At 50.3% G+C, this 22,589-nt stretch carries 32 protein-coding genes; all 32 read right to left on the bottom strand.

What is annotated here, in order from left to right:
• Positions 1 to 44 precede the first annotated feature (44 nt).
• The gene (locus CJA_RS03535; RefSeq protein ID WP_012486387.1) at positions 45 to 1,031 is read right to left on the bottom strand and encodes a DNA-directed RNA polymerase subunit alpha; all 987 of its coding nucleotides are present in this window, start codon (positions 1,029 to 1,031) and stop codon (positions 45 to 47) included.
• 26 nt (positions 1,032 to 1,057) lie between these two features.
• Positions 1,058 to 1,678: a 30S ribosomal protein S4 gene (gene rpsD, locus CJA_RS03530; RefSeq protein ID WP_012486386.1), complete on the bottom strand. Its 621-nt coding sequence runs from the start codon at positions 1,676 to 1,678 to the stop codon at positions 1,058 to 1,060.
• A 15-nt stretch (positions 1,679 to 1,693) separates the two neighbouring features.
• A complete protein-coding gene (gene rpsK, locus CJA_RS03525) occupies positions 1,694 to 2,089 on the bottom strand; it encodes a 30S ribosomal protein S11 (protein ID WP_012486385.1) in 396 nt (131 codons plus the stop codon).
• A 51-nt stretch (positions 2,090 to 2,140) separates the two neighbouring features.
• Entirely contained in the window at positions 2,141 to 2,497 is a 357-nt protein-coding gene (gene rpsM / locus CJA_RS03520; RefSeq protein ID WP_012486384.1) for a 30S ribosomal protein S13, read from the bottom strand.
• A gap of 221 nt (positions 2,498 to 2,718) precedes the next feature.
• The gene (gene rpmJ / locus CJA_RS18955; RefSeq protein WP_012486383.1) at positions 2,719 to 2,835 is read right to left on the bottom strand and encodes a 50S ribosomal protein L36; all 117 of its coding nucleotides are present in this window, start codon (positions 2,833 to 2,835) and stop codon (positions 2,719 to 2,721) included.
• Between the two features lie 22 nt (positions 2,836 to 2,857).
• Positions 2,858 to 4,195 carry a preprotein translocase subunit SecY gene (gene secY / locus CJA_RS03515; RefSeq protein ID WP_012486382.1) on the bottom strand — a complete coding sequence of 446 codons (1,338 nt, stop codon included), beginning with the start codon at positions 4,193 to 4,195 and terminating at the stop codon, positions 2,858 to 2,860.
• A 10-nt stretch (positions 4,196 to 4,205) separates the two neighbouring features.
• Positions 4,206 to 4,640, bottom strand: coding sequence for a 50S ribosomal protein L15 (gene rplO / locus CJA_RS03510; RefSeq protein ID WP_012486381.1), 435 nt, complete (start codon positions 4,638 to 4,640; stop codon positions 4,206 to 4,208).
• A gap of 1 nt (position 4,641) precedes the next feature.
• On the bottom strand, positions 4,642 to 4,827 hold the full coding sequence (gene rpmD / locus CJA_RS03505) for a 50S ribosomal protein L30 (protein ID WP_041551007.1): 186 nt from the start codon (positions 4,825 to 4,827) through the stop codon (positions 4,642 to 4,644).
• Positions 4,828 to 4,862: 35 nt separating this feature from the next.
• Positions 4,863 to 5,375, bottom strand: coding sequence for a 30S ribosomal protein S5 (gene rpsE / locus CJA_RS03500; protein WP_012486379.1), 513 nt, complete (start codon positions 5,373 to 5,375; stop codon positions 4,863 to 4,865).
• A gap of 9 nt (positions 5,376 to 5,384) precedes the next feature.
• Entirely contained in the window at positions 5,385 to 5,735 is a 351-nt protein-coding gene (gene rplR / locus CJA_RS03495) for a 50S ribosomal protein L18 (protein ID WP_012486378.1), read from the bottom strand.
• A gap of 9 nt (positions 5,736 to 5,744) precedes the next feature.
• Entirely contained in the window at positions 5,745 to 6,278 is a 534-nt protein-coding gene (gene rplF / locus CJA_RS03490; RefSeq protein WP_012486377.1) for a 50S ribosomal protein L6, read from the bottom strand.
• Between the two features lie 13 nt (positions 6,279 to 6,291).
• Entirely contained in the window at positions 6,292 to 6,684 is a 393-nt protein-coding gene (gene rpsH / locus CJA_RS03485; RefSeq protein ID WP_012486376.1) for a 30S ribosomal protein S8, read from the bottom strand.
• A gap of 30 nt (positions 6,685 to 6,714) precedes the next feature.
• A complete protein-coding gene (rpsN, locus tag CJA_RS03480; RefSeq protein ID WP_012486375.1) occupies positions 6,715 to 7,020 on the bottom strand; it encodes a 30S ribosomal protein S14 in 306 nt (101 codons plus the stop codon).
• Positions 7,021 to 7,030: 10 nt separating this feature from the next.
• A complete protein-coding gene (gene rplE / locus CJA_RS03475) occupies positions 7,031 to 7,570 on the bottom strand; it encodes a 50S ribosomal protein L5 (protein ID WP_012486374.1) in 540 nt (179 codons plus the stop codon).
• Between the two features lie 6 nt (positions 7,571 to 7,576).
• Positions 7,577 to 7,894: a 50S ribosomal protein L24 gene (rplX, locus tag CJA_RS03470; protein WP_012486373.1), complete on the bottom strand. Its 318-nt coding sequence runs from the start codon at positions 7,892 to 7,894 to the stop codon at positions 7,577 to 7,579.
• A 34-nt stretch (positions 7,895 to 7,928) separates the two neighbouring features.
• A complete protein-coding gene (rplN, locus tag CJA_RS03465) occupies positions 7,929 to 8,297 on the bottom strand; it encodes a 50S ribosomal protein L14 (RefSeq protein WP_012486372.1) in 369 nt (122 codons plus the stop codon).
• Positions 8,298 to 8,334: 37 nt separating this feature from the next.
• On the bottom strand, positions 8,335 to 8,601 hold the full coding sequence (gene rpsQ / locus CJA_RS03460) for a 30S ribosomal protein S17 (RefSeq protein WP_012486371.1): 267 nt from the start codon (positions 8,599 to 8,601) through the stop codon (positions 8,335 to 8,337).
• A gap of 1 nt (position 8,602) precedes the next feature.
• Positions 8,603 to 8,794 (bottom strand): 50S ribosomal protein L29, encoded by a 192-nt coding sequence (rpmC, locus tag CJA_RS03455; RefSeq protein WP_041551005.1) that lies wholly within the window; start codon positions 8,792 to 8,794, stop codon positions 8,603 to 8,605.
• Entirely contained in the window at positions 8,794 to 9,207 is a 414-nt protein-coding gene (gene rplP / locus CJA_RS03450; protein ID WP_012486369.1) for a 50S ribosomal protein L16, read from the bottom strand. Before rplP ends, rpmC begins: the two co-directional genes overlap by 1 nt.
• Positions 9,208 to 9,219: 12 nt before the next feature.
• Positions 9,220 to 9,900 carry a 30S ribosomal protein S3 gene (gene rpsC, locus CJA_RS03445; protein WP_012486368.1) on the bottom strand — a complete coding sequence of 227 codons (681 nt, stop codon included), beginning with the start codon at positions 9,898 to 9,900 and terminating at the stop codon, positions 9,220 to 9,222.
• 11 nt (positions 9,901 to 9,911) lie between these two features.
• A complete protein-coding gene (gene rplV / locus CJA_RS03440; protein WP_012486367.1) occupies positions 9,912 to 10,244 on the bottom strand; it encodes a 50S ribosomal protein L22 in 333 nt (110 codons plus the stop codon).
• A gap of 12 nt (positions 10,245 to 10,256) precedes the next feature.
• Positions 10,257 to 10,535: a 30S ribosomal protein S19 gene (gene rpsS / locus CJA_RS03435; protein WP_012486366.1), complete on the bottom strand. Its 279-nt coding sequence runs from the start codon at positions 10,533 to 10,535 to the stop codon at positions 10,257 to 10,259.
• A 34-nt stretch (positions 10,536 to 10,569) separates the two neighbouring features.
• The gene (rplB, locus tag CJA_RS03430) at positions 10,570 to 11,397 is read right to left on the bottom strand and encodes a 50S ribosomal protein L2 (protein WP_012486365.1); all 828 of its coding nucleotides are present in this window, start codon (positions 11,395 to 11,397) and stop codon (positions 10,570 to 10,572) included.
• Positions 11,398 to 11,410: 13 nt separating this feature from the next.
• Positions 11,411 to 11,707 (bottom strand): 50S ribosomal protein L23, encoded by a 297-nt coding sequence (gene rplW / locus CJA_RS03425; RefSeq protein ID WP_012486364.1) that lies wholly within the window; start codon positions 11,705 to 11,707, stop codon positions 11,411 to 11,413.
• Complete coding sequence (gene rplD, locus CJA_RS03420) at positions 11,704 to 12,318, bottom strand: 50S ribosomal protein L4 (protein WP_012486363.1); 615 nt, start codon at positions 12,316 to 12,318, stop codon at positions 11,704 to 11,706. The genes rplW and rplD overlap by 4 nt, the downstream gene beginning before the upstream one ends.
• Positions 12,319 to 12,338: 20 nt before the next feature.
• Positions 12,339 to 12,983: a 50S ribosomal protein L3 gene (rplC, locus tag CJA_RS03415; RefSeq protein ID WP_012486362.1), complete on the bottom strand. Its 645-nt coding sequence runs from the start codon at positions 12,981 to 12,983 to the stop codon at positions 12,339 to 12,341.
• A 98-nt stretch (positions 12,984 to 13,081) separates the two neighbouring features.
• Positions 13,082 to 13,393: a 30S ribosomal protein S10 gene (gene rpsJ, locus CJA_RS03410; protein WP_007644456.1), complete on the bottom strand. Its 312-nt coding sequence runs from the start codon at positions 13,391 to 13,393 to the stop codon at positions 13,082 to 13,084.
• A gap of 218 nt (positions 13,394 to 13,611) precedes the next feature.
• Positions 13,612 to 14,835 carry an elongation factor Tu gene (tuf, locus tag CJA_RS03405; RefSeq protein ID WP_012486350.1) on the bottom strand — a complete coding sequence of 408 codons (1,224 nt, stop codon included), beginning with the start codon at positions 14,833 to 14,835 and terminating at the stop codon, positions 13,612 to 13,614.
• 36 nt (positions 14,836 to 14,871) lie between these two features.
• Positions 14,872 to 16,992: an elongation factor G gene (fusA, locus tag CJA_RS03400; RefSeq protein WP_012486361.1), complete on the bottom strand. Its 2,121-nt coding sequence runs from the start codon at positions 16,990 to 16,992 to the stop codon at positions 14,872 to 14,874.
• A gap of 77 nt (positions 16,993 to 17,069) precedes the next feature.
• Positions 17,070 to 17,540, bottom strand: a complete 471-nt coding sequence (rpsG, locus tag CJA_RS03395; protein ID WP_012486360.1) for a 30S ribosomal protein S7 — start codon at positions 17,538 to 17,540, stop codon at positions 17,070 to 17,072.
• Positions 17,541 to 17,664: 124 nt separating this feature from the next.
• Positions 17,665 to 18,036 (bottom strand): 30S ribosomal protein S12, encoded by a 372-nt coding sequence (rpsL, locus tag CJA_RS03390; protein WP_041551958.1) that lies wholly within the window; start codon positions 18,034 to 18,036, stop codon positions 17,665 to 17,667.
• Between the two features lie 282 nt (positions 18,037 to 18,318).
• The gene (rpoC, locus tag CJA_RS03385) at positions 18,319 to 22,542 is read right to left on the bottom strand and encodes a DNA-directed RNA polymerase subunit beta' (protein ID WP_041551957.1); all 4,224 of its coding nucleotides are present in this window, start codon (positions 22,540 to 22,542) and stop codon (positions 18,319 to 18,321) included.
• Between the last annotated feature and the right edge of the window lie 47 nt (positions 22,543 to 22,589).

The following is a 22,589-nucleotide window of genomic DNA, read 5'->3' as shown; positions in this document are numbered from 1 at the left end:
CACCGAAGTGAGTTAACGGGCGAACTAATATTGGCAATAACCTGTTAGTCGTTCTTTAAACTGGCTGGCGGCCAGTTTTCCAAACGCATACCGAGCGACAAACCACGTGAAGCCAGTACATCTTTAATCTCGGTAAGAGACTTTTTACCCAGGTTAGGAGTCTTCAACAGCTCAACTTCTGTGCGCTGGATCAGATCGCCAATGTAATAAATGTTTTCCGCTTTCAGGCAGTTAGCCGAGCGCACAGTGAGCTCCAGATCATCCACCGGACGCAACAGAATCGGATCAATCGCCTCTTCTTTCTGTTCCGGCGCAGACTGTTTCTCACCTTCCAGGTCAACGAATACTGCCAACTGCTGTTGCAGGATGGTAGCAGCACGACGGATAGCTTCTTCCGGATCAATAGTACCGTTGGTTTCCAGATCCAGAACCAGCTTATCCAGGTCAGTACGCTGCTCAACACGGGCACTTTCAACACTGTAAGCCAAACGCTTGACAGGGCTGAACGAAGCATCCAGCTGCAAACGACCAATTGCACGACTTTCATCGTCATCGCGACGACGACTGTCAGCCGGCTGGTAACCGCGACCACGAGCAATCGTCAGACGCATTTTCAGCTCAGTATTACCAGTGATGTTGGCAATAACATGATCTGGATTTTTGATCTCAACGTCGTGATCTACCTGAATATCACCAGCGGTAACAACACCTGGACCTTTCTTGCTCAGGGTAAGAACCGTTGAATCCTTACCGTGCATTACCACCGCAACACCTTTCAGGTTCAGCAGGATCTCAATCACATCCTCGCGTACACCTTCAATAGCGCTGTACTCGTGCAATACACCGTCGATTTCCGCTTCAACAATGGCGCAACCGGCCATAGAAGAGAGCAGAATACGACGCAAGGCGTTGCCTAATGTATGTCCAAAGCCACGTTCCAGCGGCTCCAACACCACGCGCGCGCGGGTTGGAGTAATTTCTGAAACATCGATATGACGTGGGGTCAAAAATTCGTTTACTGCAGTCTGCATAGCCACACCTGTTAGCGAATCGTCCCTTACTTGGAGTAAAGCTCGACGATGAGGTTCTCGTTGATGTCAGCAGGAAGATCAACACGATCAGGAACGCGCTTAAATACACCTTCTTTTTTCTCGGTGTTCACGTCAACCCACTCTACATTGCTGCGCTGGCCAGCAAGATTCAACGCGCTTTGAATACGCAGCTGATTTTTAGCTTTTTCACGCACAGCAACCACATCACCGGCAGCAACCTGGAAAGAGGCAACATTAACGGTTTTGCCATTAACACTGATAGCCTTGTGCGAAACCAACTGACGAGATTCAGAGCGAGTAGCACCAAAGCCCATACGATAAACCACGTTATCAAGACGGGATTCCAGCAACTTCAACAGGTTTTCACCGGTAGCGCCTTTACGACGGGCAGCTTCTTTGTAGTAACCGCGGAATTGCTTTTCCAGCACGCCGTAAATACGACGAACTTTTTGCTTTTCACGCAACTGTACACCGTAGTCAGACAGGCGACCACGACGTTGACCATGTTGGCCAGGAGCAGTTTCAATTTTGCACTTGGAATCCAGTGCACGCGCGCCGCTTTTCAGAAACAGGTCTGTACCTTCGCGACGAGACAGTTTACAGGTAGGTCCAATATAACGAGCCATTCTCTAAGTCTCCCCTTACACGCGACGTTTTTTCGGCGGACGGCAGCCGTTGTGAGGAATCGGTGTTACGTCAGTGATATTGGTTATTTTGTAGCCAACATTATTCAGTGCACGAACAGCAGATTCGCGACCTGGGCCTGGGCCCTTCACTTCAACGTCGAGATTCTTCAGGCCGTATTCTTTGGCCGCTTCACCCGCGCGCTCGGCAGCAACCTGAGCAGCGAATGGAGTAGATTTACGTGAACCACGGAAACCCGAGCCACCGGAGGTAGCCCATGCCAGAGCATTACCCTGACGGTCAGTGATAGTCACAATAGTGTTGTTAAAAGAGGCGTGGATGTGCGCAACGCCATCAATCACCGTCTTTTTGACTTTCTTTTTGGTTGCGGTCTTATTACCTGGCTTAGCCATAGCAATCTTCCTACTAAATTTACCGTAAATTGATGATTATGCGATCAAGGCTTACTTCTTGATGGGCTTGCGTGGGCCTTTGCGAGTACGCGCGTTGGTTTTGGTACGCTGACCACGCAGAGGCAAGCCACGACGGTGACGCAGACCGCGGTAGCAGCCCAGGTCCATCAAACGCTTGATATTCATGTTGATTTCACGACGCAAATCACCTTCTACGGTGTGTTTGCCAACTTCAGCACGGATGGCATCCATCTGCTCTTCAGACAGTGTGCCAATCTTGGTGTCTTCGGCAATACCAGTAGCAGCACAGATCTGCTTGGCGGTGGTACGACCAATACCATAGACATAGGTCAACGAGATAACGGCATGTTTGTTATCTGGTATGTTTACACCAGCTATACGAGCCATTCAAATTACTCCAATAACACCTGAATTGTAGCGTTGACAGCAAATGCGCCACCCCGCCCCTAAACAAAAGGCGCGCAGGATAGCGACAAATACCCCATAAAGCAATAGCCGGATAATTTCTCATCCGACGACAGTCAACGCCCCCTAATGCCAATCAACCTTTATTAAACATTCAGGCAGGTTAACAGAGTCAACCTGCCTGATGCCAAATAAGGCCTGAATCAGCCTTGACGCTGCTTGTGACGCGGCTCAACACTGCAAATTACACGCAGAACACCGTTGCGACGCACCATCTTGCAATTGCGACAAATTTTTTTAACAGAAGCACGAACTTTCATTATCTAACCTCGAATTTAAGGATTAGCGAACGATACCGCTGCCATATCCTTTAAGATTTGACTTCTTCATCAGCGATTCATACTGATGAGACATCAAATGAGCCTGTACCTGGGACATAAAGTCCATCAACACCACCACCACAATCAGCAGCGAAGTTCCACCTAAATAAAAGGGCACATTAGTGACCACAATCAGAAACTCCGGCAGCAAACAGACAGCGGACATATAAATAGCGCCGACCACAGTTAATCTGGTCAAAACACTATCAATATATTTGGCAGAGTGCTCACCTGGGCGGATACCTGGAATATAGGCACCAGACTTCTTCAGATTATCAGCCACTTCGCGAGGATTAAACATCAACGCGGTATAGAAGAAACAGAAGAAGGTAATCAAACCAGCAAACAACAGGATATAAAGCGGCTGACCAGGGCCAATAGCCAAAGCGATTTCCTGAAGCACATTGTTAATAACACCATCACCACCCTGGCCAAACCATTGGGCAATAGAGGCAGGGAACAACAAAATACTGCTCGCAAAAATCGCAGGAATAACACCTGACATATTTATTTTCAGTGGCAGATGGCTACTTTGGGCAGCATAGGCCTGACGTCCCTGCTGGCGCTTGGCATAGTTAACCGTGATGCGACGCTGGCCACGTTCAATACGCACAACCAACCAGATAATCACCAATGCCAGAATAGCAACGATCAGGAGTGCCAGAATATTAAGGTCTCCCTGACGGGCGCTCTCGAAGGCTTGACCTATGGCACTGGGCATACCGGCGACAATACCAGCGAAAATCAGCATGGAAATACCATTGCCAATTCCCCTCTCAGTCACCTGCTCACCCAGCCACATCATAAAAATGGCACCGGTAACCAATGAAACAACAGCAATAAAATAATAGGCAAATCCTGGTTCACCACCATAAGCAAAGCCAGAAAAGCTTACTGCCATTGCCAAAGCCTGAACACTGGCAAGCACAACAGTGAAGTAACGAGTGTACTGGTTGATCTTGCGACGACCGGCATCTCCTTCTTTCTTCAACTGCTCAAGCGAGGGAGTAACTGCGGTAAGCAACTGCATGATAATCGATGCAGAAATGTACGGCATGATACCCAGCGCCAGAATACTCATACGCTCCAAGGCACCGCCTGAAAACATATTGAACATTCCGAGAATAGTGCCCTGATTCTGATTAAACAGATTGGCAATACGCTCGGGGTCAAGACCAGGAACTGGAATATGGGTGCCAATACGATAAATCACTATCGCCAAAAACAGAAAGCGAAGGCGAGCCCAAAGCTCGCCCAAGCCTCTTTGATTGGCTAATGGCAGATTACTAGGAGTTGCCATTCGCGCCTCGTTACTCTTCTACTTTTCCGCCAGCGGCTTCGATTGCAGCCTTAGCGCCTTTAGTAACAGCCAAACCTTTCACTGTCACTGCCTTTTTCACTTCGCCTGAGGCAAAGATTTTAGCGCGCTTGATAACAGAGCTGATCAAACCAGCTTGTTTCAGAGTTTCGATATCCACTACCGAACCTTCAATGGCGTTCAGCTCAGATAGGCGAATTTCTGCTGTTACCAAACTAATACGGGAAGTAAAACCGTACTTGGGCAGACGGATTTGCAAAGGCATTTGACCGCCTTCAAAACCAGGACGCACGGAACCACCAGAGCGGGATTTCAAACCCTTGTGGCCACGACCAGCAGTTTTACCCAGGCCGCTACCAATACCGCGACCAACACGCTTTTTAGCGTGGATTCTACCCGGTGCCGGGCTAAGTGTATTCAGACGCATCTTACTCTCCCTCAACCTTCACCAGGTAATTAACAGCATTGATCATACCGCGTACAGAAGGAGTGTCTTCCACTTCCACAGTATGACCGATACGACGCAGTCCCAAGCCACGAACACAGGCCTGGTGATTCTTCAGACGATGAGCGGTGCTCTTAATCTGAGTCACTTTGATCATTTTCTTAGACATGGTCAATTCCGCCAGCTAATCATCGGCCAAGCCGATTAGTTCAGAATTTCTTCAACAGTCTTTCCACGCTTGGCAGCAACAGTCTCAGGAGAAGACATCGCTTTAAGCGCATTGAAAGTGGCACGAACAACATTCACCGGATTGGTAGAGCCGTAGCACTTGGAAAGGACGTTTTGAATACCTGCAATTTCCAATACTGCACGCATCGCACCACCGGCGATTACACCGGTACCTTGTGAAGCGGGCTGCATATATACCTTGGACGCACCGTGAGCACCCTTGGTCGGATATTGAATAGTGTCGCCATTCAAATCAACGGTAATCATGTTGCGACGTGCAGCTTCCATCGCCTTTTGGATAGCAGTGGGCACTTCACGCGCCTTACCACGACCAAAGCCAACACGACCATTACCATCACCAACCACAGTCAGTGCAGTGAACGCAAAAATACGGCCACCCTTAACGGTTTTAGCAACACGATTTACTTGCACTAATTTTTCTTGCAAGCCTTCGTTGTTGTTCTCTTCTTCTCTTTTAGCGTTTGCCATAATGCACCTTTAGAATTCCAATCCGCCTTCACGCGCAGCATCAGCCAGGGCTTTAATGCGGCCATGATATTTAAAACCGCTGCGATCGAATGCTACCTGAGTTACACCAGCGGCTTTGGCACGCTCAGCAATCAATGCACCTACAGCTTTGGCAGCATCAGCATTACCGGTCTTACCACTGCGCAGATCTTTATCCAGCGTTGACGCACTCGCGATGACGGTAGAGCCATCACCAGAGATCAATTGTGCATAAATATGACGCGGAGTGCGGTGGATAGCCAAACGGGTTACACCTAATTCACGAATCTTGGCGCGAGCACGACGTGCACGGCGAAGACGAGCTTCTTTCTTTTCGCTCATATCCTAGCCCTACTTCTTCTTAGCTTCTTTACGCAGTACTACTTCATCCGAGTAGCGAACACCCTTGCCTTTGTATGGCTCTGGCTCGCGGAACGCACGGATTTCAGCAGCGACTTGACCAAGCAATTGCTTGTCAGCGCTCTTGAGTACTATTTCGGTCTGACTTGGGGTTTCTACCGATACGCCTTGCGGAAGAACGTAGTTAACCGGATGTGAATATCCCAAAGACAGGTTTACAGTATTGCCTTCTGCTTTAACACGATAACCCACGCCTACCAGGGTCAGTTTCTTTTCGAAACCTTGCGACACACCGACAACCATGTTGTTTACCAATGCACGGGTAGTACCCGCTAAAGCATCTGACTGCTTGGCACCATCGCGAGGAGTAAAAGTCAGCACATTACCTTCATGCTTAACTTCTACATTCGCGTGAACTTCCAGCGCCAATGTACCTTTGCCACCTTTTACAGAGAGACTCTGACCATTCAAGGTCACAGTCACTGCGGCAGGCACTTCAACCGGACTTTTTGCAACTCGTGACATGACGATTTCCCAATTAGAATACTGTGCAAAGAACCTCACCACCCACGCCAGCGGCGCGTGCAGCTCGATCAGTCATTACACCTTTACTGGTAGACACAATAGCGATACCCAATCCACCGCGAACGGTAGGCAGAGCAGACTTACCAGCGTAATTACGCAAGCCAGGACGGCTTACGCGGTCAAGCTCGGCAATAACCGGCTTACCTTCAAAATATTTCAGTTCAACAGTCAGCTCTTGCTTGGGGCTTTCACTTACTGAAAAACCGTTGATATAGCCCTCGTCAGAGAGAACTTTTGCAACACTTACCTTCAATTTGGAAGAAGGCATAGTTACAGTGGCTTTACCAACACCTTGCGCATTGCGAATACGGGTCAGCATATCTGCCAATGGATCTTGCATACTCATGAGAATCTGCTCCTAATATTAAGCGAGGGCTTACCAGCTAGCCTTAACCAGGCCAGGGACATCACCACGCATGGCAGCTTCGCGCAACTTATGACGGCACAAACCGAATTTGCGATAGACACCATGTGGGCGACCAGTCACACGGCAGCGATTACGCTGACGACTTGGGCTGGCATCACGCGGCAACTGTTGCAGTTTGGTTTGCGCTTCCCAGATCTGCTCTTCAGAAGAAGAAGCACTGGCAATGATTGCTTTCAACTCAGCACGCTTTGCAGCGAATTTTTTTGCTGTTTCTGCACGCTTAACTTCACGTGCGATCATTGATTTCTTAGCCATGAGGTTACCTTTAGCCCTTGAACGGGAAGTTGAAGGCTTTCAGCAGCGCACGACCTTCTTCGTCAGTGCGAGCAGTAGTAGTGATACAGATATCCAATCCACGTAGACGATCTACCTTGTCGTAGTCAATCTCAGGAAAAATAATCTGCTCAGTAACACCCATAGAGAAATTACCACGACCGTCGAATTGCTTCGGACTGATACCGCGGAAGTCGCGGATACGTGGAATAGCAACAGCGATCAGGCGATCCAAGAACTCGTACATACGATCTTTGCGCAGAGTTACTTTGCAACCGATTGGCCAACCGTCACGAATCTTGAAGCCAGCAATTGACTTGCGAGATTTGGTAACGACGACTTTTTGACCGGCAATTTTCACCAGGTCATTAACCGCGTTTTCAAGCACTTTCTTGTCACCAACCGCTTCACCCACACCCATGTTAATGGTGATTTTAGTGATGCGCGGCACTTCCATAACATTCGCCAAACCCAACTCTTCTTTCAGCTTGGGGGCGAGTTCTTTCGTGTAAAGTTCTTTAAGCCTAGCCATGTTCAATTACGCCTCTACGGCTTCGCCGTTGGATTTGAAAACACGCACTTTGTTGCCGTTTTCAAGAATCTTGAATCCAACACGATCTGCTTTCTTGGTAGCCGGATTGTAGATGGCTACATTAGAAGCATGGATCGCAGCTTCTTTTTCAACGATTCCACCAGCAACGCCCAATTGTGGGTTTGGTTTTTGGTGCTTTTTGATCATGTTAATGCCACTAACAATCAAACGATCCTCAGCCAAAACACGTACAACTTTACCGCGCTTGCCCTTGTCACGTCCGGCGATAACAATCACTTCGTCATCACGTTTAATTTTACGCATTTATCTGCCCTCGACTCTCTGTCTGACTGAGTGCTTACAGCACTTCAGGAGCCAAAGAAATGATTTTCATAAATTTCTCGCCACGCAACTCACGCGTTACGGGTCCGAAAATACGGGTACCAATCGGAGCATCCTGGTTATTCAGCAGTACCGCGGCATTATCGTCGAATTTAATCAACGAACCGTCCTGACGACGCACACCTTTTTTAGTGCGTACAACAACTGCTTTCAATACTTGGCCTTTCTTCACTTTACCGCGCGGAATGGCTTCCTTTACGGTAACTTTGATGATGTCACCCACTGCAGCATAGCGACGGTGGGAGCCGCCAAGAACCTTGATGCACATGACACGGCGAGCACCGCTGTTGTCAGCAACATCTAAGTAGCTTTCTGTTTGAATCATCGTCCGTCTCCGAAACTATCTAAAACTACTGAAGCACTTAAACTTCAGCAGCACGCTCTTCAATTTTTACCAAGGCCCAGGTCTTAGTTTTTGACAGGGGACGAGACTCAGCTACAGTCACTGTGTCACCAATGCGGCACTCATTTTTTTCATCATGAGCATGCACTTTGGATGACTTGGTGAAGTACTTGCCGTAAACCTCATGCTTAACACGACGCTCAATAAGCACAGTGATGGTTTTATCCATCTTGTCGCTTACGACTTTACCAGTCAGTGTACGAGCAACTTTTGCTTGTTGAGTCATGTTAGTTACCTGCCTTTTGTCTAAGCGCTGTCTTGATGCGAGCAATGTCTTTACGAACTTGTGATAACAAGTGAGTTTGGTTCAATTGACCAGTAGAAGCTTGCATACGCAGCTTGAACTGCTCTTTCAATTGCTCCAACAAGACGCTGTTCAGCTCTTCGACGGATTTTTCGCGGAGTTCTGAAACTTTCATCACATCACCGAACGTTTAACAAATGTTGTAGTAACTGGCAATTTAGCGGCAGCAAGGGCAAAAGCTTCACGAGCCAGCTCTTCACTTACACCATCCATCTCATAGAGAACCTTGCCAGGACGAATCTGGGCAACCCAATATTCCACGCCACCTTTACCACTACCCATACGCACTTCAAGAGGCTTGGCAGTGATTGGTTTGTCCGGAAACACACGGATCCAGATTTTACCGCCACGTTTAACGTGACGAGTCATCGCACGACGAGCAGCTTCGATTTGGCGTGCTGTGATGCGACCGCGACCAGTTGCTTTCAAGCCGAAATCACCAAAGCTGACTTTGGAGCCGCGAAGGGCCAGACCGCGGTTGCGGCCTTTCATCTGCTTGCGAAACTTCGTACGCTTAGGTTGTAACATTGTGCGTACCCCTTACTTGGACTTAGTGGTTTTTTTCTTGGACGCGCTTTCGGTTTCAGTTACGTCACCGATCACTTCACCCTTGAAAATCCACACTTTTACACCAATGATGCCGTAGGTAGTGCTGGCTTCGGCAGTCGCGTAATCGATGTCTGCACGCAGGGTGTGCAGGGGTACGCGACCTTCACGATACCACTCGCTACGAGCAATCTCGGCACCACCCAAGCGGCCACCCACCTGGATTTTGATGCCCTCAGCACCTTGACGCATAGCGTTTTGCACCGCGCGCTTCATAGCACGACGGAACATAACACGACGCTCCAGTTGCTGAGCAACGCTTTGCGCAACCAAAGCAGCATCCAGATCAGGCTTGCGAATCTCTTCAATATTGATATGAACAGGCACGCCCATTTGTTTGCTGATTTCTGCGCGCAGCTTATCAACATCTTCACCTTTCTTACCAATCACAATACCTGGACGGGCAGTGTGGATAGTAATACGCGCAGTATTAGCGGGGCGTTCAATATCAACGCGGCTAACTGACGCACTGGCAAGCTTCTCCTGAATGTACGAACGCACTTTCAGGTCGATGTTGAGTTTGTCTGCGTAATCAGTGCCATCGGCATACCATACGGAGGTATGCTTTTTGATGATACCCAGACGAATACCGTTTGGATGTACTTTCTGACCCATAACGCGCTCTCTTACTTATCGGCTACTTTAACGGTGATGTGACAAGTGCGCTTGGTAATACGATCAGCACGGCCTTTGGCACGTGGCTTGATGCGCTTCAGGCTTACGCCCTCGTCAACAAAGATCGTTTTTACTTTCAGCTCATCAACATCAGCGCCTTCATTGTGCTCGGCGTTTGCAATGGCAGACTCGAGTACCTTCTTGATGATCTGGGCACCCTTTTTAGTGCTGAATGCCAGGATATCAAGTGCATCTTCAACGCCTTTACCGCGAATTTGATCAGCAACCAAACGCGCTTTTTGCGCCGACAGACGAGCACCGCTTAATTTTGCTGCTACTTCCATCGTTAAAACCTCTTAGCGCTTCTTAGCTTTCTTATCAGCGGCATGACCGCGATAAGTACGGGTTGCTGCGAATTCGCCCAGCTTGTGTCCGACCATTTCTTCGTTTACAAGAACCGGAACATGTTGGCGCCCGTTGTGTACAGCCAGAGTCAGACCTACCATTTCTGGCAGAATCATAGAGCGACGTGACCAGGTTTTAATCGGGCGACGATCATTACTCGCGATCGCAGCTTCGACCTTCTTAATCAGGTGGAGGTCGATAAAGGGACCTTTTTTCAGTGAACGTGGCACTGTGACTTCCTCTACTCAGTTGTTAGGCCGGCGATTATTTCTTATCGCGACGACGAACAATCATGTTATCGGTGCGCTTGTTTTTGCGCGTTTTGTAACCCTTGGTTGGGATACCCCATGGTGATACTGGGTGACGGCCACCAGAAGTACGGCCTTCACCACCACCGTGTGGGTGGTCAACCGGGTTCATCGCAACACCGCGAACAGTAGGACGAATGCCCAGCCAACGTTTAGCACCGGCTTTACCCAGCGAACGCAGGTTGTGCTCGGTGTTAGATACTTCACCGAGAGTGGCACGACAGTCGCTCAGCACTTTACGCATTTCACCACTGCGCAAACGCAAAGTTACATAAGCGCCATCTTTCGCAACCAATTGCGCAGAAGCACCCGCTGAGCGAGCCAGCTGGGCACCTTTACCCGGCTTCAACTCTACACAGTGGATAACACTACCCAATGGGATGTTACGAACTGGCAAGGTATTACCCACTTTAATAGCTGCAGCATTACCTGACTCAATTTTGTCACCCGCGCTCAAGCCTTTAGGTGCAATGATGTAGCGACGCTCACCATCGGCATAGACAACCAGAGCAATATAAGCAGTGCGGTTGGGATCGTATTCGATACGCTCTACAGTCGCTGGAATACCATCTTTGTTACGACGGAAATCAACAATACGGTAGTGCTGCTTGTGACCACCACCAACGTGGCGAGTGGTAATACGACCTGTGTTGTTACGACCACCAGACTTGGACTTTTTGTCGAGCAGCGGAGCATAGGGCTCACCCTTGTGCAGATCGTGGTTAACGACCTTAACGACAAAGCGACGACCAGGAGAGGTTGGTTTACTTTTTACAATAGCCATTGCGACAATCCTCTTACTCTGCTACCGCAAAGTCGATTTCTTGACCTTGCTCGAGACGCACATAGGCTTTTTTCCAATCGCTTCTCTTGCCTACACCGTAGCGAGTGCGCTTGGTTTTGCCTTTAACATTCAATACGCGTACAGATTCAACTTTCGTGTTGAACAACGCTTGAACAGCGGCTTTGATTTCTACTTTGCTGGCATCGGCCAACACTTTGAAAACCACCTGGTTGCTAGCCTCACCCACAGCAGCTGATTTCTCAGATACCACGGGACCTAGCAACACTTTATAAATGCGTTCTTGGTTCATCCCAGGATCTCCTCGAATTTTTTCAGCGCAGGAACGGTAACAACGACTTTGTCATAACCGATCAGGCTAACTGGATCGACGCCCTGAACATCCGATACACCCACTTTGTGCAGGTTACGCGATGCCAGGTACAGGTTTTCACTCAGATCTTCAGTGACAATCAACGCATCTGTCAGATCATATTGTGCAAGCTTTTGCACCAGTGCCTTGGTTTTGGGCGCATCAACGTCAAAGCTTTCAACCACAATCAAACGATCCTGGCGGTTCAGCTCAGACAAAATGCACTGTAACGCAGCACGATACATTTTACGGTTCAACTTTTGCTCAAAATCACGAGGCTTTGCAGCAAAGGTCACACCGCCGCCACGCCAGATAGGACTGCGGATAGTACCCGCACGCGCACGACCAGTACCTTTTTGACGCCAGGGCTTTTTGCCGCCACCAGAGACTTCTGCACGAGTTTTCTGTGCCTTGGTACCCTGACGCGCACCAGCCATATAGGCAACAACAGCTTGATGCACCAGATCTTGATTAAACTCTCTACCGAAAGCCACTTCAGATACGTTAACAGTACCTTGAGCGCCACCGGGATTTACAATTTTTAATTCCATGGTCAACTCCCCTTGGACACTTAAGCGTTGGTGCGCGCTTTAACAGCGGGGCGAACAATAACGTCGCCGCCTGGAGCACCAGGAATAGCACCCTTGACAAGAAGCAGATTGCGCTCGGCATCTACACGGACGATCTCCAGGTTTTGAACGGTTACACGCTCAGCCCCCATGTGACCTGTCATTTTCTTGTTTTTGAATACGCGACCAGGAGATTGACATTGACCGGTTGAACCGGGAACACGGTGAGAGCGCGAGTTGCCGTGAGTGGCATCCTGCATACCGAAGTTCCAACGCTTAACAGTACCGGCGTAACCCTTACCTTTAGAGGTACCAGTTACATCAATGAATTGACCTGCAGAAAAAGCTTCTACAGTCAGAGAAGCACCTACTTCAAAGGCTTCTTGAGAGTTGTTACGCAATTCCCAAACGCTGCGACCCGCCTCAACATTGGCTTTGGCGAAGTGGCCAGCTTCGGATTTGGTAACACGGGAGGCGCGACGCTCACCAACAGTAATCTGCACAGCAGAGTAGCCATCAGTATCAGCAGTCTTAACCTGAGTAACGCGATTGGGCTCAACCTCAATCACGGTTACAGGAATGGAAACACCATCATCCGTAAAAACACGAGTCATACCGGTCTTACGGCCGACAATACCAATCGTCATTTTAATAACCTCTTAGTGTACGGGGCTTTTACCCGCTATGGCCGCCCATTTCAGAGCGTTACACAGCCTAGGCAAATGCCTAGACCTTAAACATTTACTTAACCGAGACTAATTTGAACCTCAACGCCTGCAGCCAGATCCAGCTTCATCAGGGCATCAACGGTTTTTTCTGTAGGCTCAACAATATCCAGCAAACGCTTATGTGTACGTATCTCGTACTGATCGCGCGCATCTTTGTTAACGTGCGGAGAAATCAATACAGTGAAGCGCTCTTTACGAGTCGGCAGCGGAATCGGACCGCGCACTTGAGCACCTGTACGCTTTGCGGTCTCAACGATCTCTTGAGTAGAGGCATCGATGAGCTTGTGATCGAAAGCCTTCAGGCGAATCCTAATGCGTTGATTCTGCATTTGAACCAAACTCCAATTATGTGTTTAAAGAACAACCCTTACGGCCAGTTATTGCTTAAAAACAATACCCCTGGCGAAAGGAGGCGCAATTCTATGTGCGCAACCCATAGCTGTCAACAGATAAAGCACAAAACATGCTTATTTCTTAGGCACAGCTTTTTTGACTAACCAAATAAAAAGCGGGCCATTAAAGACCCGCCCTTTATATCTGCCAGCTATTACTGAATGATTTTAGCAACCACACCAGCACCAACAGTACGACCACCTTCACGGATAGCAAAGCGCAGGCCTTCTTCCATCGCAATCGGGTGAATCAAGGTAACAACCATCTTGATGTTGTCACCCGGCATTACCATCTCTACGCCTTCCGGCAGCTCAACAGCACCCGTCACGTCAGTGGTACGGAAATAGAACTGTGGACGGTAACCCTTGAAGAAGGGCGTGTGACGACCACCTTCTTCTTTGGACAGAACGTACACTTCAGATTCAAACTTGGTGTGGGGTGTTACAGAGTTTGGCTTACACAGAACCTGGCCACGCTCAACTTCATCACGCTTGGTACCGCGCAACAGAACACCCACGTTCTCGCCCGCACGACCTTCGTCGAGCAGCTTGCGGAACATTTCAACACCCGTACAGGTAGTCTTGGTGGTGTCTTTCAGACCAACGATCTGAATCTCTTCACCCACTTTGATAATACCGCGCTCAACACGACCGGTTACCACAGTGCCGCGACCTGAGATAGAGAACACGTCTTCTACCGGCATCAGGAACGGCTGGTCAATCGCACGAACTGGCTCAGGGATGTAAGCATCCAGGGACTCAACCAGTTTACGCACCGCAGAAACACCCAGGCCGTTGTCGTCCTGGCCGTTCAGCGCCATCAGGGCAGAACCAGCGATAATTGGGGTGTCATCACCGGGGAAGTCGTAGGTGGACAGCAGCTCACGCAGCTCCATCTCTACCAATTCCAGCATTTCATTGTATTCGTCAGTGCCTACACCACCGCAGTCTTCTGCCAGCAGGTCAGCCTTGTTCAGGAATACCACGATGAAAGGTACGCCTACCTGACGGGACAACAGGATGTGCTCACGGGTTTGCGGCATCGGACCGTCGGTCGCACCGCACACCAGGATAGCGCCGTCCATCTGGGCAGCACCGGTGATCATGTTCTTCACATAGTCGGCGTGGCCTGGGCAGTCTACGTGGGCGTAGTGACGCACAGCAGAATCGTACTCTACGTGAGAGGTGTTAATGGTAATACCACGAGCCTTCTCTTCTGGCGCGTTATCGATACCGTCATAGGCAACGAAAGCACCGCCCCAGGTTTCTGCGCACACTTTGGTCAGTGCAGCAGTCAGGGTGGTTTTACCGTGGTCAACGTGACCAATGGTGCCCACGTTGACGTGGGGCTTGTTACGTTCAAACTTCTCTTTAGCCACTTTTCAATTCCTCTAATTAAAGATGAGATAGGAATACTATTCTTCGTCTTTCTGGATTTTACCCCTGGCAATCACTTCTTCAGCAACATTGCGCGGGGCTTCAGCGTATTTCAAGAATTCCATGGTGTAGGTTGCACGGCCCTGAGTCGCAGAGCGCAACGAGGTCGCATAACCAAACATTTCCGCCAGAGGCACCTCGGCATTAACCACTTTGCCACTAACACTTTCGTCCATACCCAGAATCATGCCGCGACGACGATTGAGATCCCCCACCACGTCACCCATGTTTTCTTCCGGAGTTACTACCTCAACCTTCATGATGGGTTCGAGCAGAACCGCACCCCCCAATTGAGCAAGCTTCTTGGTCGCCATAGAAGCGGCGATTTTAAACGCCATTTCTGATGAGTCAACGTCATGGTAAGAACCATCAAACACACTGGCCTTCAAGCCGAGCAGCGGATAGCCCGCCAGAACACCATTTTGCATTTGCTCAGCAATACCTTTTTGGATAGCCGGCACATACTCTTTAGGCACCACACCGCCAACGATTTCGTTAACGAACTCCAGCCCCTCCGCACCTTCATCGGCGCCGGGCTCGAAACGAATCCAGCAGTGGCCGTATTGACCACGACCACCGGATTGACGCACAAACTTACCTTCGATTTCACACTTGTTGCGAATCGCCTCACGATAGGCCACTTGCGGCTTACCGATATTCGCTTCAACACCAAACTCACGCTTCATGCGGTCAACGATGATATCGAGGTGCAATTCACCCATACCACCGATGATAGTCTGCCCCGTTTCCTCATCTGTCCTTACACGGAAAGATGGGTCTTCTTGTGCAAGCTTGCTCAAAGCAACACCCATCTTTTCCTGGTCAGCTTTGGTTTTGGGCTCAACTGCTACGTGAATAACTGGCTCAGGGAAATCCATACGCTCCAATACGATAGGATGATTCATATCGCACAGGGTATCCCCGGTTGTAACATCCTTCAGGCCGATCACAGCGGCAATATCGCCTGCCAGCACTTCTTTGATTTCACTGCGCTGGTTGGCATGCATCTGCACCATGCGGCCGACACGCTCTTTTTTCTGCTTAACAGAATTGAGCACCGCATCGCCTGAATTAAGCACACCCGAGTAGACGCGAATAAAGGTCAAACTGCCCACAAAGGGGTCAGTAGCAATTTTGAAGGCAAGCGCGGAAAATGGCTCGCTGTCATCCGCTTTACGCTGGGCAACAGTCTCGCCATCATCCAGTACACCTTCAATCGCCTTGACCTCGGTTGGAGCCGGCAGATATTCGATGACGGCATCCAGCATGGCCTGTACACCTTTATTTTTAAAGGCAGAGCCACCCACAACCGGGATAATTTCACCTGCCAGGGTGCGCGCGCGGATACCGGTTTTAATATCGGCCTCAGTCAGCTCCTCACCGCCCAGATATTTTTCCATCAGGGCATCACTGGATTCCGCCGCAGCTTCTATTAACTGTTCACGCAGAGCTTCGCATTGCTCCCGCAGATCAGCCGGGATCGGACCATACTCAAAGGTCATCCCCTGATCTTCTTCATTCCAGATAATGGACTGCATCTTAACCAGGTCCACTACCCCTTTGAATTGATCTTCAGCGCCAATAGTCATTTGCAGCGGTACAGGGTTTGCACCCAGGCGGGTTTTCAACTGCTCGACCACACGCAGGAAATTAGCACCGGTCCGGTCCATCTTGTTAACAAACACAAGGCGCGGGACCTCGTACTTGTTCGCCTGGCGCCACACAGTTTCAGTCTGCGGCTGCACACCGGAAGAACCGCAAAGCACCACAACAGCACCATCCAGCACACGCAGAGAGCGCTCGACCTCAATCGTGAAATCTACGTGACCCGGGGTATCGATAACGTTGACGCGATGCTCATCAAACTGACCCGCCATACCTTTCCAGAAGGTAGTAATGGCCGCAGAAGTGATCGTGATACCGCGCTCCTGCTCCTGTACCATCCAATCAGTCGTAGCGGCTCCATCGTGCACCTCACCCAGCTTGTGCGACAAGCCAGTGTAAAAGAGCACACGTTCAGTAGTAGTAGTTTTACCGGCATCTACGTGGGCGCAAATACCGATATTGCGGTAGCGTGCGATAGGAGTCTTACGTGACACGACTGTGATCCCCAAAAATACATGCTGTAAAAAGGTAAAAGGCAGCGAGGGCTGCCTTTTTCATCCGGGACAGATGATTAGAAACGGAAGTGGGAGAAGGCCTTGTTAGCCTCAGCCATACGGTGAACATCTTCACGCTTCTTAACCGCAGCACCCTTGCCTTGCGATGCATCGATCAGCTCGCCGGCAAGACGTTGCGGCATGGATTTTTCACTGCGCTTGCGCGAGTAATCCACCAACCAACGCATAGCCAGTGCACTGCGACGAGAAGCACGAACTTCTACAGGCACCTGGTAGGTTGCACCACCCACACGGCGAGACTTAACCTCTACCAGCGGAGCGATATTCTCGAGAGCCTCGGAAAACACTTCCAAAGGATCGCGATTCAGTTTGGTTTTTACAACGTCCAGAGCACCATAAACAATGCGCTCTGCAACAGACTTCTTACCACTGATCATTACGTGGTTCATAAATTTCGCCAGAGTGACATCACCGAATTTTGGATCCGGCAAAGCTTCGCGCTTGGCGACTACTCTTCTTCTTGGCATCTTAATAGCCTCTCTTCAGGGATTTCCCAAGACGGATATTCCGCTTGGCCTTACTCGGTTGTTAAGCCGAAAACGTGTCGTCACGTTCACCGCCATTAGACGCTCGAAGAGCGCCAATCAGCGATTACTTGGGACGCTTGGCACCGTATTTAGAGCGGCCTTGCTTACGCTTGGCAACACCGGAAGTATCCAGTGAACCACGTACAGTGTGGTAACGCACACCGGGCAAGTCCTTAACACGACCACCGCGGATCAGCACCACGCTGTGCTCTTGCAGGTTGTGCCCTTCACCACCGATATAGGAAGTCACTTCAAAGCCGTTGGTCAAACGCACACGGCATACTTTACGCAGTGCTGAGTTAGGCTTTTTCGGTGTAGTCGTATATACACGGGTGCAAACGCCGCGGCGCTGTGGGTTACCTTGCAGAGCAGGAACGTCACTCTTGTCTACGATACGTTTTCTTGGCTTACGAACCAACTGGTTGATCGTCGGCATGAAAACAAACTCCATAGAGATTACGCCTTCTGTAATGAAGGCAAGTTTAAAAAAAGCTGGCCGGCCCAAACGACAGGCAATAACAGCTTCCCACTTGGAAAAAGTGGGTGGCGCATTGTATAGATGCTACCCACTTGCGTCAAGGCAACGGATGTTGTCCGATCAGCCAGGCCGCAACAGCCGATTGACCAATCAACAAAAAAACAAGGCTGGGGTTGCCAGCCTTGTTTTGCCTGACGTTCAGTCCGGCATACCGGACATGAATCTATGAATCCAGTGTGCTTAGCTCACACTGGACTTCAGGGCTTCAGTCAACGCTGCTTCAACGTCTTCCGCACTAACCCCGACCTGCTCACTTAATGCCTCTTCACGACGACGCTTGCGATCATTGTGGTAGGCCAAACCGGTACCGGCAGGAATCAGACGCCCCACAACCACGTTCTCTTTGAGGCCACGCAGATTGTCTTTCTTGCCGGTTACTGCCGCTTCGGTCAATACACGGGTAGTTTCCTGGAAAGAGGCCGCCGAAATAAACGACTCAGTTGCCAGAGATGCCTTGGTAATACCCAGCAACAAGCGCTCGTAGTGTGCGGGCTGCTTGCCTTCGGCACGCAGCTTTTCGTTTTCCTCAAGTACTGAGGTCAACTCCACCTGCTCGCCCTTCACGAAGCTGGAGTCGCCCATAGTGGTGATCTCAACTTTACGCAGCATCTGACGAACGATGGTTTCGATATGCTTGTCGTTGATCTTCACACCCTGCAGGCGGTATACGTCCTGGATCTCATTAGTAATATAACGAGCCAGGGCCTCAACACCTTGCAAACGCAAAATATCGTGCGGGTTGGCCGGGCCATCAGATACAACCTCACCCTTGGCGACCATTTCCCCTTCAAATACAGTCAGTTGGCGATGTTTGGGGATCAGCACTTCGTAGTGGGTTGAACCATCATCCAATACCTGACCATCGGTTGGAGTGATAATCAGGCGGCGCTTACCCTTGGTTTCTTTACCGAAGCTCACAGTACCGGAGATTTCGGCCAGGATTGCCGGCTCTTTTGGACGACGGGCTTCAAACAGGTCGGCAACGCGTGGCAGACCACCGGTGATGTCACGGGTCTTGGAACCTTCCTGCGGAATACGCGCAACAATGTCACCCACGTTGATGATATCGCCATTATTGATGGTCAAAATCGCTTTAGCTGGCAACATGTAGTGTGCAGGCACATTAGTATTGGCCAGGAACAGCTCTTTACCCTTGGCATCCACCAGGGTGATTGCTGGACGCAAATCCTTACCGGCAGAAGGACGTTCGGCTGGATCAAGAATTTCAATAGAGCTCAAGCCGGTCAGTTCGTCGGTTTGACGACGGATAGATAGCCCCTCTTCCATACCCGAGAAAGCCACGGTACCGGCTACTTCCGATACGATCGGGTGGGTATGCGGGTCCCACTTGGCTACTATCTGGCCACCTTTAACAGTTTCACCATCTTTCACAGTGATCAGTGCGCCGTACGGAATCTTGTAGCGCTCGCGCTCGCGTCCGCTGGCATCGGCAATAGCCAATTCGCCGGAACGGGATACCGCCACCAGGTTGCCGGCAGGGTTGCTCACCACTTTCACGTTAAGCAGGCGCACGGTACCTTCCTGCTTCACTTGCACACTGTCAGCCGCCGAGGCTCTCGATGCCGCACCACCAATGTGGAAAGTACGCATGGTCAGCTGGGTACCGGGCTCACCGATAGATTGAGCCGCGATAACACCCACTGCCTCACCCGGGTTAACGCGATGGCCACGCGCCAGGTCGCGACCGTAACACATGGAGCAAATACCGTTACGCGATTCACAGGTAATTGGCGAGCGCACCAGTACCTCGTCAATCCCCATTTCTTCGATGCGGCCAACCCAGGCTTCATCGATCATGGTACCGGCGGGAACCAGGATTTCATCGCTGCCGGGGCGAATAACATCGCGCGCCACCACACGACCGAGGATACGATCGCCCAACGACTCAATAACATCACCACCTTCAATAACCGGTGACATGGTCAGGCCAGAATCTGTACCACAATCCTGCAAAGTCACAACCAGATCCTGGGCTACGTCAACGAGACGACGAGTCAGGTAACCGGAGTTCGCGGTTTTTAACGCAGTATCCGCCAAACCTTTACGCGCACCGTGGGTCGAGATGAAGTACTGGAGTACGTTCAGTCCTTCGCGGAAGTTCGCCTTAATTGGCGTTTCAATAATAGAGCCATCGGGACGCGCCATCAGGCCGCGCATACCGGCCAACTGGCGAATTTGCGCAGGCGAACCACGTGCACCCGAGTCGGCGTACATAAATACGGAGTTAAAGGAGGACTGCTGCTCTTCCACACCGTCACGATTGATAACGGTCTCTTTGGAAATACCTTCCATCATCGACTTGGCTACCAGATCGTTAGCGCGCGACCAGATATCGATAACCTTGTTGTATTTCTCGCCTTGCGTTACCAGACCTGAAGCGTATTGGGTCTCGATTTCTTTTACTTCCGCATCAGCACGCGCAATGATGTCGGCCTTGGCGGCGGGGATAGTAAAGTCGTTTACACCAATAGATGAGCCAGACTTGGTGGAGAAGTCATAACCCATGTACATCAGACGGTCAGCAAAAATAACAGTCGCTTTCAATCCCACTACGCGGTAACAGTAGTTGATCACCGCCGAAATGGCTTTTTTCACCATGGGACGGTTAATCATTTCCAGTGGAATACCGGCAGGAACAATTTCCCACAGGAGTACACGACCGACAGTGGTTTGTACCAACTTGGTTTCACTGGTTCTTTCGCCTTCAGCGCCAATCAGGGTTTCAGTCAAACGCACTTTAATACGCGCCTGCAGATCGACCTGCTTGGAATAGTAAGCGCGGGACACTTCCATAGTGTCGGCAAATACCATGCCTTCACCCTTGGCATTGATACGCTCACGTGTCATCCAGTACAAACCCAATACCACGTCCTGTGAAGGAACGATAATCGGTTCACCGGATGCAGGTGACAAAATGTTGTTGGTAGACATCATCAGCGCGCGGGCTTCCAACTGCGCTTCGATAGTCAGCGGAACGTGTACGGCCATCTGATCACCGTCAAAGTCCGCGTTATACGCAGAACACACGAGCGGGTGCAGCTGGATAGCCTTACCTTCAATCAGTACAGGCTCAAACGCCTGGATACCGAGACGGTGCAACGTAGGTGCACGGTTGAGCAGTACGGGGTGCTCGCGAATCACTTCATCAAGGATATCCCACACAACCGCTTCTTCACGTTCAACCATTTTCTTGGCGGCTTTGATGGTAGTCGCCAGGCCACGCAATTCGAGCTTGCTGAAAATAAAGGGTTTGAATAATTCCAGAGCCATTTTCTTTGGCAGACCGCACTGATGCAAACGCAGGGTCGGCCCCACCACGATCACCGAACGACCGGAGTAGTCCACACGCTTACCGAGCAGGTTTTGACGGAAGCGACCTTGTTTACCCTTGATCATATCTGCCAGAGATTTCAGCGGACGCTTGTTGGAACCGGTAATGGCGCGACCGCGACGACCGTTATCCAGCAACGCATCTACGGCCTCTTGCAGCATACGCTTTTCGTTGCGCACGATAATATCGGGCGCATTCAAATCCAGCAGGCGCTTCAGACGGTTATTGCGGTTGATTACGCGGCGGTACAAATCGTTCAGGTCGGACGTGGCAAAACGGCCACCATCCAGTGGAACCAGTGGACGCAAATCGGGTGGCAGTACCGGCAACACCTCCATGACCATCCACTCGGGCTTGTTGCCAGAAAAGTGGAAAGCCTCCAGCAACTTCAGGCGCTTGGAGTATTTCTTGATTTTGGTTTCACTGCTGGTATTGGGAATCTCTTCACGCAGGCGCTGGACTTCGGTTTCGAGGTCGATTGCACGCATCAGCGTCTGGATAGCTTCGGCGCCCATTTGCGCTTCAAACTCATCACCAAACTCTTCCATCGCTTCGAAGTATTGCTCGTCAGTCAGCAATTGACCGCGCTCCAGCGTAGTCATACCGGGTTCGGTTACTACGTAGGATTCAAAATAGAGCACGCGCTCGATATCACGCAGGGTCATATCCAGCAACAAACCGATACGGCTCGGCAATGACTTCAAAAACCAGATGTGGGCAACCGGGCTGGCCAGTTCAATATGGCCCATGCGCTCACGACGCACTTTCGCCAAGGTAACTTCCACGCCACACTTTTCACAGATAATGCCGCGGTGCTTCATACGCTTGTACTTACCGCACAAGCATTCATAGTCTTTTACCGGACCAAAAATCTTGGCACAGAACAAACCTTCACGCTCGGGCTTGAAGGTACGGTAGTTAATAGTCTCCGGCTTTTTCACTTCGCCGAAAGACCACGAACGAATCATTTCAGGTGATGCCAAGCTGATGCGAATGGAGTCGAACTCTTCGACTTGTCCCTGGGACTTGAGCAAATTCAGTAAGTCTTTCAAGGCGCTTTCTCCTGTAGGCTCCGCGGAGCTTTCATTAAACTTCGAGG

Source organism: Cellvibrio japonicus Ueda107 (genome assembly GCF_000019225.1).
Lineage (GTDB): Bacteria > Pseudomonadota > Gammaproteobacteria > Pseudomonadales > Cellvibrionaceae > Cellvibrio > Cellvibrio japonicus.
This window is presented reverse-complemented; position numbering and strand designations above follow the sequence as displayed.